Origin of the sequence: Photorhabdus sp. CRCIA-P01 (assembly GCF_003545805.1) — a bacterium.
GTDB classification, from domain to species: Bacteria; Pseudomonadota; Gammaproteobacteria; order Enterobacterales; family Enterobacteriaceae; genus Photorhabdus; species Photorhabdus antumapuensis.
Map to the genome: position 1 here is coordinate 1 of NZ_NMQR01000073.1, position 12,933 is coordinate 12,933.

General features: G+C 44.5%; 2 protein-coding genes. Both read right to left on the bottom strand.

All coding sequences use genetic code 11. The annotated features are described in order from the left end of the window. A partial coding sequence (gene rtxA, locus D3222_RS22355) for an MARTX multifunctional-autoprocessing repeats-in-toxin holotoxin RtxA (RefSeq protein WP_118988080.1) occupies positions 1-3,661 on the bottom strand: 3,661 nt, incomplete at its 3' end. Positions 3,662-4,439: 778 nt separating this feature from the next. Further along, positions 4,440-12,933, bottom strand: an 8,494-nt coding sequence (rtxA, locus tag D3222_RS22365; RefSeq protein WP_118988082.1) for an MARTX multifunctional-autoprocessing repeats-in-toxin holotoxin RtxA, incomplete at its 5' end; no start/stop codon positions are given.

Below are 12,933 nucleotides of genomic sequence, written 5' to 3' on the forward strand. Positions count from 1 at the left end.
TGGTAACCACATTGCCTTCACTCCATAAGGCATTAAAGCTGTCTCCCTTACCCACCTGAGTGATCATGTTAGCCTTACCTTTAGCAAGCACCACATTACGCCCGTCACCGACTTTAGTGATAACGTTGGCTTGCCCCCAGGCACCGGTGTAATCATCACCGTGACCCACATGGGTAATAATATTGGCATCTCCCTGAACGACCGCGACTTCTTGCCCATTCCCCACTTTGGTAACCATGTTGGCTTTACCTTTCGCAAAGTTGTAACGGTCGCCATTTCCCACTTGAGTCAGGATATTCGCCTCACCCCAGGCCGCATTCACCCCGGTGCCATCGCCAATTTTGGTGATAAGATTGGCTTTCCCTTTGGCAAAACCCACCGTCGTGCCCCCTCCAACATGGGTCATCACGTTACCCACATCGGAAATAAGCAGGCCGATTGTAAGACCGTCTCCTATTTTGGTCAGAATATTGCCTTTACCAAGCAAAACAGCCGCCGTCGTTGAATTGCCCACATGCGTAATAACATTCGCTTTCGCCGCCGCAACAACCCCCAGAAAATCATCACCCACCTTGGTAACGATATTGGCCTCACCCAGTGCCAAGACACCCGTCAAGCCATCCCCCACATGGGTCATCATATTGGCTTTACCAAACATGGCCGCCAGCGTTGTCCCCTCACCCACTTTGGTCATCACGTTCAGTTCACCGGCAAACAAACCGATGCTGGTGCCCTCACCCACATGCGAATAGATATTGGCTTTCCCTATCATTAAGGCGGCGGTCAGGTCATTACCGACCTTGGTCAGCACATTGGCCCCCCCAATCATGGCCGCAAAGGTATTGCCATCTCCGACATGGGTAAAGAGATTAGCTTTCCCGATCATCGCCGTCAGGGTCATGCCATTACCCACTTTCGTGGCGATATTGCCCTTTGCCAGCATCAGCGCAACACTTGTGCCCTCCCCAATATGAGTAAACACATTGCCTGCGGCCACCATCAAGGCCAGCGCATCACCGTCACCCACTTTGGTAAAAATATTACCCAACCCCCCCATTAACGCCCATGCATCCCCCTTGCCGACATGGGTAAACAGGTTACCCGCGCCAATCAGGGCCGCAATTGATGTCCCCTCCCCGACTTTAGTGAAGATGTTCCCCGCCGCAACCATCACGCCCAGTGTCCAACCGTCGCCAACCTGGGTCAACACGTTGCCAACGCCGAACATGAGGCCGGTCGTGTCACCCTTTCCGACTTTGGTCAAGATATTCGCGCCACCCAGCATAACGCCCGTGGTATTGCCGTCACCTATATGCGTGAGGACGTTCGCGCCACCGCCCATTACCGCCCGCGCATGGCCTTTCCCTTTTTTGGTGAGAATATTGGCACCACCCAACGCAATGGCAGTGGTGTTGGCGGTTTCAGTCTCATCACTGAGATGGGTGATAATATTGGCGCCGCCAAACATACCGGCAACCAGATCTCCGGTGCCAAGCTTTGTTAGCACGTTAGCGCCACCGAAAAGTACTGAGAAGATATCCCCTTTGCCGGCCTGAGTGATGACATTAAAACCGCCCGCGCCGGACCAGTTCCCATTGCCATGACCTATTTGGGTATGAGTGTTATATCCCCCCAGCATCAGCACCCGGCTGTCACCGTTGCCTTTGTGGATCGAGATATTGCCATAGGACAGAAGGTGGGCCAGATATCGTCCATCCCCGATACGCACCAGAACATTGACCGCACCGCCAGCGTAAACATCCATTTTCCCACTCTGGCCTTGGTGAACCAGGACATTGGCTAAACCCGCACCATGAAATGTCAAATCGCCCTTTTCGCCACTTTTTACAATGACGTTGGCTGCACCGGCACCATCAAAATTCGTATCACCGAATTTTGAGCCGTGCAAAATAACGTTCGCCGCCCCCGCTCCTGTGAAATTAATATTACCGTGCGTCACATTGGATGCAATAACGTTTCCACCACCCGCACCGATAAAATAAATATTACCGGTACTATCACCGCCATTCTTTGATGATTTGATAAGATCTTGCTCAGAATAACCTTCAATATCAGTCAAACAATCAGCAATATCATCTGTTATATTTAAATCATAGTGAAGTTGACTTAACGTATAACCAGCACCTATTGATTGATAACCGCTAGGATAGGAAAAACTTTCTTCCGCTAAACGGCCAGTATGGTCACCTTTTTTATACCAAGATTTTGCAATATATTTCAGCTTTCCTGTTTCATAATCATTCGCCAACTTAACCTCAACAACTTTAGTATAAGGTTCCAGAAATATTGCATATACATAAGTATCCGGTTGCTCGTTTGATTTAACCGGAGAGACATCGATTTTCAGCCCATTAGAAGAGATCGCGTATCCTCCCATTTTGGCATTACCCAGTGTGACATTTTTCGCTTTAATGTTAGTACCATCGGAATAATTCACCCATTTATCGGTTAATAATGCCTCCTCAATACCCTGTATTATGGTTTCTTGTCGATATACAAAATTAATATCGGCAAGTGTAATAGCACCTTCCCTTTTAACGGGGATAAAACCATTATTTACATTGATATTTTCCTTAGCAATATCCTGAAGATGATTACCCTCCTTATACCAAGAAGTGGCATAATAACGGAGTTTACCGGTATCAGGATTATTTTGCAGCCGTACAGCGACAACTTTAGTATTAACATTATTGGCAATGGCAAAGAGATAAGTATCAGGCTCCACATCGGATTTAACTGCTTTAACTTGCTGAGATTGTTGAATCCATCCTCCCTCCATTGTTGCTGATGTCATAACAATATCTTTAGCCTGAGCAAATTCTATTTCATTTTTCACACCTGCTCGGGTAATTTCGTTATAAGCTCCCGCACCAGTAAAATGAATATTGCCGTGAGCAACATCAGAATAGAGTTTGTTATAACCACCCGCACCTTCAAGAGTAATATCGCCCTGTGTCTGTCCATATCCATCTTCACTATGGCGTATACGTTCAATGCGATTCGCGGCCCCCGCACCACGCAAGATAATGTTACCTTCTCTACCTTTACGTACAATATGATTATCAGCACCAACACCATTCAAAATGATATCACCGCTTTCTATCCGCGAATCGATACTATTTGCAGCGCCTGCGCCGTTAAATGTCACATCGCCTTGAGTCCCCTCATACTGATTAAACCAAGTACGGTCAATTTTATTAGCCGCTCCCGCGCCAGCAAAATAGGCATTTCCCTGATCAGTTTCATGCCACAATTCATTGTATCCACCAGCCCCTTTAAAACTTGTATCTCCAGATAAACCTTTACGAACCAGTTTGTTATAGCCAGCAGCACCCGAATAATTTAAATTTCCCGTCTCACCCGTGTGATCAATAAAAGCCGCACCGGCTGCGCCGGCAAATGACAAGCCACCATTTCCCGTTTTACTAATACCGGTATAACCTGAGGCTCCCTTTACCGAAAGTTCACCATTCGTATGGTATACATCGACCTTTAATGAACCAACAGTAACATCATCATCTCCGCCATAAGCATAAACCTCACCACCAATACCAATAGCAGTAATACTGTTACCGTCATTATCGTCGTAATATTTTCCAGTAAAGAAGTACTCGGTACTTCTATTTGATGATTTCCCCATCAATAGTCCTTTAATTTATTATTGAAGTTAAGCAGAAAACCACTGCACCTAACGGATAGAGCAGTTATTTTGAATATTCAATTTCTCACGAGACAGTGAAATATTCTGACTTTTTAATAGCAAAGAATTAAATAAAGAAAAAAACCGCTATTAAAATTAATATCAGATATTGTTTGCACAAATTTATCAAACATACTTTTTCCCAAAAGTAATTTATTAATAACACGTATATAACAAAGAAAACATTAAGCTCAGCAAAGTTTCAATTTGATACATTTACAAACACCTTAAAACAAATCCATCGAATGAGATAAATAAAAAACTCAAAAAGATCGTTAACGCAGATGTTTTTTTTCGCGATAATATTGAAAATACAGAGAAGATAATAAAGTAACAACTATACCCTTCATCTTTCAAGCTGCTGCTTTGTTGGCTGCTTTCACTCACCCCAGTCACATAGTTATCTATGCTCCTAGGGATTCGTTCACTTGCCGCCGCGCTGCAACTCGAAATCTATTAGGTATAAACTAAGATATAAAATTTCATCAATCACGATCAATTATTTTATTCCATTTCCATAAATAACCACACAGATTATAACGATTAAAACAATATAAGTAAATAAGATAATAATATCCTACTTTTTTAGTAAGGAAATAATAATGATAAATAAAATTCATTAGTAAAAATAACCATTAGTCAGTCAATAGTAAAAAATGGCTCATCCACTCCATGAGCCATTTTTATTACTCGTTCTACTTTTATTCTAGAGAATTAATTATGCAAACTGCGCCTTGCCAATAATGGTATCTGACCACGCCGTGGTAATAGCAATTTTCGCCTTACTGTCCAGATTTTCAATAAAACCATTATCACCCGCTGTCGGCGCAAAACTGCTCATTGATTGGATCAAGGTATCAACCGCATTATCCGATAGAGCAGTAAATTCACGCTCACTCGATGCATTCTTATCCCCCATCCGCGCCACCAGTTTGGCACGATTACCATTAAAGTAATTGCTAAAAGTGACTGAACCTATTGATTCAAATGCCCCCTGAGCGGTTTTATCCTCAATATGGCGGTTTACTGATAACACCAGATCATACCCGCTACGCTGGAACCACAGGTTTTGCCAGTCAATGCCGTCAAAGACGATCATATCTTCTGCATTGATATCATCAATTTGACCGTCAATCACCTTACTACTGACCACAAAGCTGTCTACACCGGTTCCACCCTGGAAGCGGTTCTGATAACCGCCTAACACCAGTAGATCCTGACCATCACCGCCATCAAACTGGCTGAACTTCGAAATAGTGGCCGCTATCAGATGGTCATCACCTTCTCCACCATTAATCACCGCATGGTAGCCCAATAGTTTAATCACATCGTTACCAGCGTTGCCGTCAATCTGATTGTCATTACCAAATACTCTGGCAAAGTCATGGCCTGCACCCAATTCAACCCGGTTGTTATTACCAATGGTCACGGCATAATCCTGATCTTCTCCGGTATCCACCCGGTTGTAGTTGCCGGAGGTGACAACGTAATCCAGCCCCTTATCAGTATTAATCAAACCCCCTTCGCCAAAGACAAACGTCTGGTCATTACCTTCACCCATGAATACATGGTTAATACGTCCGGCTACCACCGCAGTATCATCGCCATTACCGCCAAACATCCAGTTCTCACGTCCCATCAGGACGCCCAGATCATTACCTGCACCGCCCGCAAAGATGTTGGAAGTACCGATTGAATAATAAACATCATCTCCGCGACCACCCCAGAAGTTGTTGTTATCGCCCAGATAGGCACCAAGATCTTTACCATCACCGCCCCAGTTGAAGTTGTAGTTCCCCAACGATACATGGATATCGCTATCCCCTTGCAGATGACCGCTGTTACGCAAGAAATCAAACGTTTTCTGCTCCATATTGAGCAGATCCGCGGTTAGATTTTCTTTCAGATTGGTCACTAATGACTTCATCTGTTCTTGTTTATCTTCGCTGAACATCGTCGCAAACAAGTTAGGCAAATTCAGCGAATGAAAACCCAATGCACGCTCTGGTTTGGTGCTCTCCGTCCCCATGGTAGCTGACGTGCTGCTTTGCGCTTTTTCATTTTCATCAGGCTCTTTCTGTTTCAGGCCATGACTCTCAGCAAAGGATTTAATGCCATCCGTCCCCATATTGAGGTGAGATTTCAGGCCATCAAGCAATTTATCTGGATCAGTGAAAACTTTCAGTTGTTCGCCACCGAATTTTCCAATGACTTCAATCATCTCTTTTAGAATAGCCACACCATCCACCGACTGGTCTCCACGGGAGACAATACGACCATCCGCAGTGTAATCCACAGCAAAAATATCCGCTAAAGTGGTATCTGCATTCACACTGGCTAACCGACCAAGGAATTTGTTCTTAAGCTGGCGTGGCAAATCCTGCGGATTATAGGTGAAAGTCGTCTGCGCTATACCGGTTGTCGAGTATTGCTGAGTCGTTAAACTAAACAACGAACCTAAGTTAGTGTCGAGAATCGACTGGATATTGTCACCGAACATAAAGTTCCAATTACCCGTGGTCACCTGAATATCCGCACCTTGCCCCCCGACTGCAAAGTTGAATGCCAGTTTCTCATTAGCCTGACGGAATTTATCCGCACGGCTCATTTTGCCCATATCAGCACTGTTGCCATGACCGCCTAGCCACTGGTTGAATTGCTTATTCAGCGCTGCTTCCGTATCACTTCTTAGACCACGGCTACTACGTTCATGTTGAGAACCCAAATCAACTAGCGTCTTATAGTCAACGCTGCTGGTTTGATCCAAACCAGACATATCCTGAACAAATTTTTTCGCGCCAGCGATTGTCCATTGCTGATCTTGCGTCGCTAGCCAGTCCTGCCCTTCACCAGTATGGGCAATGCTTTGCAATACACCGGAAATACGGGCCGCACCATCAAATGGATTAACCAATGGTGGCGTTGGCAGGGATTTATCCATCATCACAATCAGGTCATTACTACGACCCTTATTAAAACTGACGTTACGATTACCAATAAACATTTGCGCCCCTTCAAGCGCTTGATAACCTGCAATATCGAAGCTGTGTTGACTGTCACCATTGCCGATGTGCACCATCACATTATTATCTCCGAAGGCCAATGACTTAAAGCCACCAATACCTACTTTGATGCCAACGTTCGATGTTCCCCAATTGAGCACAGTAAATTCACCATTCCCTACATCGACCTGAATATTACCCGAGTAACTTAGCTGGTTATTCGATACATGGCTTGAATCGGTTTCAATTTTATTTTTGCGCTTCTCTGGTGCCGTGAAAATATCCGCATCATTCACAATTGCACCTTTAGCTGGCGTATCAGCATCCGCTATACCGACACGAGAAAGATTGATATCGCTTTCAGCAATATTGCGACGCACTCGCTCTGAACGAGTTTCAAGTTCGCCTTTTTCATTCCAACTCAATACGACTTTGTTATCAGTCAAGTTATTGATCCATTGATTATTTTCATCCCGGGTAAATTTACGACCAGTCACATCAATGGCAACTTCGCTACGACGAGCTGAAACCGTCGTCTGAATGTCTTGCTCCTTTAAGGCAGTAATAAAGTGACGAGCAAAACCATCTCGCTTGTCATCCCCAATCAGCGAACAGCCCACGATACTAATGTGGTCTGGTTTACCCACCTGACCAAAGCTCCGAGTGAATTGTTTGAGTTTTATTGCCAGCTCATCGGCACGGTAACCACTCAGACGAGTGTTGTTCCGCTCTGATTCGCTACGACCATGCCCTACAAGCTGCCAACGCAATTTGCCTGATAATTTAGCCGGATCACCATAAACAACACGGTATTGACCCTCGGAATCAAGTTGAACAACTACGCTGGAATCTGGATGTTTACCCGCCAGATTAGCCGCTGCTTTAACTGCTACAGGGTCATCCTCCATCTGGATAATGATTTGACCATCAAAGTGGGTTTCTCGACCATCGGTTTGTGGTGTCACTTCCGCGGTTTGCCAGCGATTGACTGGTTTGTGAACTAACTCTGCCGCTGATGTGGCTTGCAAGCTATTAAGCAAAGGATCTCGCATCCTATCCTTGGTAATAAGTTCATTCAATAATGGCGTGCCATCATTCTCCATGACGACTGTTTCCAATGCCTTATTTTTGCCCGATAACGCGGCTAACTCTTCCACGGGAGAGTGGCTTTGTTTTTTCGCTATTACTTCAAGCTGAGCTTCTTGAAGCACCTGAGCATAATTAAACAACTCAGTTGGCGTCCAGGTACCAAACTTTGGCAGCCACTTATGACCGACAAGTTTCTCTGCCCCCCCTGCTTTTAATACTCTGGCAATGATGCTTGAACAGTTATTCGTCAGCAATTGATAATGTTCATTAGGATCGCTGCTGATTTTATGCCATTCCGCCTGCATTGCCGCCACATCCAGACCTTCAAGGTTAATGCGGAATACGCGCCCTTGATCGGCTTCGCTGATTTTAAAGTCCCGAATATTCTTCAACTCTCGATCTTTAAATTCACGAATGACATTAGCAACACGTTTTTCCGCCAGTTGAGGGTCTTGTACATTTTTATCGGCTTGATATCGCAGTTCTTCCGCAAAAAGTCTACCGACATCCGCCATCTCATATTGGCGATCATTCCACATTTCAACAAATGGCTGGTATATCTGTTCAGGAATACCGGCTGATTGCAGCAACGCGGGATTTTCCAATGCCATCATAGCAAAGCCTTCAGTAACATCTTTGAAGGTTATATCTACCCCTTGTGCGAATTGCAGCTTTTCAATGAAACGTTGTAATTTACGATCACCATCTTCCAGACCAAACTTATCATGCTCTTCAAGGGCGACATCTGCTTCAAGCGTTCCATGGTTCAACGAAGGCCACCAACTGACATAATTTTTCTCATTGATAGCGCCTGCGTCGTCCGCATTAATATGCGCTCGTCCCTGACCAATTTGCATAGCGACGTGCCCTAACTGGCTATGATCGCTTGGTTTCCAAACAAACAGTGTGGCACTTATTGGAGATAAATGCTGTTCAATCGCCTGATGGATCTTTCTTAAACCAGAGACATCAATACCTTTACCATCGTTCGATAAATCGCTGACTTTCAGATTCGAGAAAACGGCATCTGAAACATCTTGACCATATTCTTTAATAACCGCTGCTTTGACTTGCTCAACCGCTTTATCAAAATTTTCCGCTTTCTGGTTAATATGAATATTTGTCTTACCCCGAGTGACAAAATCGCCATTTTCATCAACATAAAAGTGTTTTGAATCCTTAAGATTGGCACTGCCAAGCTTATCATACAGACTACTGAAATCGCCTTGCTCTGAGATTCTCACAGTGGATTCAGCAAGCACCATCGACTCTTCAAAGCGCGTGTCAATTTGAGACAACAAGTCCTTCATTGCGGGTACACGACCTGAGTCAGGATGACCTAAGAGATAACCTTCAACCTGTTGGCGCAAATCGGATAATTTTCCAATCACATCCAATTCATCGTCTTTTCTTCCTTGTCGGGCATTGTGATAACTCTCTAATGCATCAATCACTTTTTGGTAACTGTCACCACGAATTTTACCTGCAACAGATGCGGTTGCCTGGAACTCACTCACCGACATCAATTTTGGCACGGGTTTCCAGATGCCATTCACTTTCTCAGTAAGAATTCGGGTGTGTCCTTGATGACGGGATATAATCCGATCTTCAATGAAATATAACTCATCAGGTAACTGTGCATAATTGTCGTAATTAGCAAGAATAAAACGTTCAACCGCTTTAAGCAGATTATTACTGGTCGTATTTTTTACAATAATTCGCTTAAATTCATTGCCATTACCTGGCCATGAACGCACCTCAAATCCTTCATCACTCTTTTGCACTAATAAGTTACGTTCTGTACGTAATCCATAAAACGGCAATGCCTGATTTAGCATAGTGTCGATAGCACTGAGCTTAATATCGAGCTCAACAACGGTATCGGCTTTATAACCACCGGGGTTAACCGCCAGCCGTTTTTTCTGCTCTTCAATAGTCAAGGCATCAAACCGTGCCTGCACAGTAATACCCGCCGCTGTTAATTTGCGGCCAATCGATTCTGTAGGCAATCCGTTATATTCACTTGCCGGTTTATCCAGCAGTCGAATTTTACCCACTAATCCTTCACGTTGCAGTTTACGCAATACAGGTAATTCAACATTCCAGAAATAGTTACCAAGACGTAAGCCACCCTCAGAGATCAAATAAACATCACCACGTGATCCTGCGGCATAGACGGAACTCCAGAAACCGGTGTTGCTATACGTAGCAGCATCAATTGCCGATCTTAGCGCTTTATGTTCACTATTTTCAGGATCGGCGAGGTACATAATTCCCCAGCGCATGAGTTGCTGATTGAGTTGAATCGCAAAAGCGTTTCCTTGCACATCAACATCGTAAACAATTTTTTTGCCATCCGGTTGTGCTGCCTCAAGAACATCTCGATGCCTTCTAAAACTCTTCCCAGACCAGAATGAAACAATACTTTTGTCATCGCGGGCAGGTTCAAAGTTATAGCCATAACGGTCTAGTTTTGTAATAAACTCAACTCGTTTATCCCAGTCATAATCCAGAGTCGCGTCAACAAACAGTTTCGCTAAAGATGCAGCTTCATTCTCAGGTACTTTGTTTTTGACATTGGTATTTCTGAGGTGCCTTTCAACAAAAGTTACTATCCGTTGTCTGGTTTTATCGGAAATATCGGCATTAACACGTTTAAATCCGGGAACAGGAATATATCCGTCCGGCGTATTAGCATTACCATTATCCAGCCAACGGTAGATGTGAGCGATTTTTTGTGCACGACTTAATACGGAAGAATCTATCGCCCTCTTTCTGCTACTGCCCAATCCTTCCAGATTAATACCAGAAATTATCGTTGCTTTTCTGATGAGTTCACGCGTCTCATGCGGAGGAGGTACCACCATGCGGTCAGATTGTGGTTCAACAAACTGCGAAGTAAGCGAAACACCGGTATTTTTTGCCCGCATTCCCGCGTTGATCTGCAACCGATTAACGGCTTGTTTTGCATCCGCCAACGCTTGCAGTTCTTCTTCGGTCAGCCCTTGATAATATCGGTTTCTCACTTCTGGCATTGATTCAGGATCAATATGGCTACCGGTTTCTCCCGCTTCCGTTGACTCATAGGCTTTTTCCCCTGACAAGCCGCTGCCATTTGCACCAATCCGAGCAGGTTTGGAAGCACTCAGTTGCGCCCCTTTAGCATCAGCTTGAGTCTGAGCCGCTTTATTTTCCGCCGCTGCGGTATCACGCTTACCACGACTTTCTGCATTCTGATACGCGATATTGGCGTTATCCTTCGCCTTTTCCGCCTGCTGCTGTTGTGAAAGTGCTTCTTCTTTTCTCTGATCTGCTTTGAATCGCGCGTCTACACCGTCAAGAATTGCCTTATCACGATTTTGTTTACCTTTTGTCTCGGCAACCTCTGATTGAGCAATCGCACCTTTTACTTTTTGCTGTGTATCAATCGTATCCCGATGTATATCCGCCAGCCGTTTTTCTAATGTCGGCTTGAGGTCATCCAGCCGTTTCTGGATGTCCCCAGAGATTCCCCCCGCATAGTCGAGATAATTGCTATCTAACTCACGGCTATCATCAGTTTCATCTTTAAGTTGTTTAAATTTGTTAGCTATTAAAGTCAGCTCTTCAGTAACTGCTTGAGCTTCTTCTTTTATCGCCTCACTCTGCACTTGCCCATTCCGGTTAAGCGCTTCCTGATCCGTTGATTCCAATTGAGATTTCGATTTTTCAATCGCGGCCAGTTGTTTCTCTTTTTCTTGTTCTAGACGCTGGCAATCCTTTTCGGCTTTTTCTTTATCACTTAACGCGTTTTTGGCCGCTTGGTCTTGCCTGGCATGTTCAGTAACACTATTGGTTGGCAGTGTACCCACAGATTTTGCAACAACGTTATCCAGAATATAGCCAATACCATTATTATCACCGACGCCTTTAATTTCGATGCGGTTAGTACCTGCTTTGGCGATTAATTCCAGTGTTTCACTTCGCCATGCAGTATCACCATTAGTAATGGTAAATTTACTTTCACCATTCCAAATCACTTCCATGCCTTCATTGGGCATAACAATATTTGCACGTTTTGCAAAATCAAAGCTCAATGAAATAACTTCACCTTCAGACCGGTTTTTCAGATCCTGGTAAATAGTGGTACTGACATCCACATCAAGTTCACTAACCCGTGAGCCATGACCCGTGTTATCAAGGCCGTAAACCCCCGCCGCATTATATGCCTCAACACCATGAGTTGACTGCCAACCTTGATTACCTTGTTCAAAGTTACCATTGACGATCAGATTTTCATTCCGATCTGATACCGATCGCGTTTTTCGATTCAACGAACCTGCTAAAGAACTTTCTATTGAGTCAACATTAGGTACTTCTACCGCTGTTACAGAACTACTCAGACGACTGCTTAAGTCCGAACCCACTTGATCAATCTCATCCATCTTAAAACCATCAATGGCAGAAACTTCCGCTAAATTAATCGCGCCTCTGCCTTTATGGGTGCCCGACGTGTTAGCCTCATCCCCCTGAACCAGGTAGTTGATCGCCTGGCTGCCTCCCACACCGAGCACCGTTTGTTTGATATTGTCGAAGAAAGAGGCGAGTTTGTTGCTTTCTGTATTACTCGATGCAATAGCCAAGCTGTAAAAATCACCATCACCAATCTTAATCGCCACGTTATTGCGTGCATAAGAGGCATTAACATATAAACCATGACCAACTTGGATATTAGCGTTACCTTGGCCTTTCATGACCGCAATATTAAGGCCATCCCCAACTTTGGTATTCACATTGTATTGACCCCATGCCACGTTAACCGAAACACCATTACCTACATGGGTGTTTATGTTAGCGTCACCATGAGCAGCAGTTACATTTAAGCCATTGCCTACTGTTGTAGTGACGTTAGCTTTCCCTTTTGCCACCGTAACCTGCATACCGTCACCCACCTTGGTAACCACATTGCCTTCACTCCATAAGGCATTAAAGCTGTCTCCCTTACCCACCTGAGTGATCATGTTAGCCTTACCTTTAGCAAGCACCACATTACGCCCGTCACCGACTTTAGTGATAACGTTGGCTTGCCCCCAGGCACCGGTGTAATCATCACCGTGACCCACATGGGTAATAATATTGGCA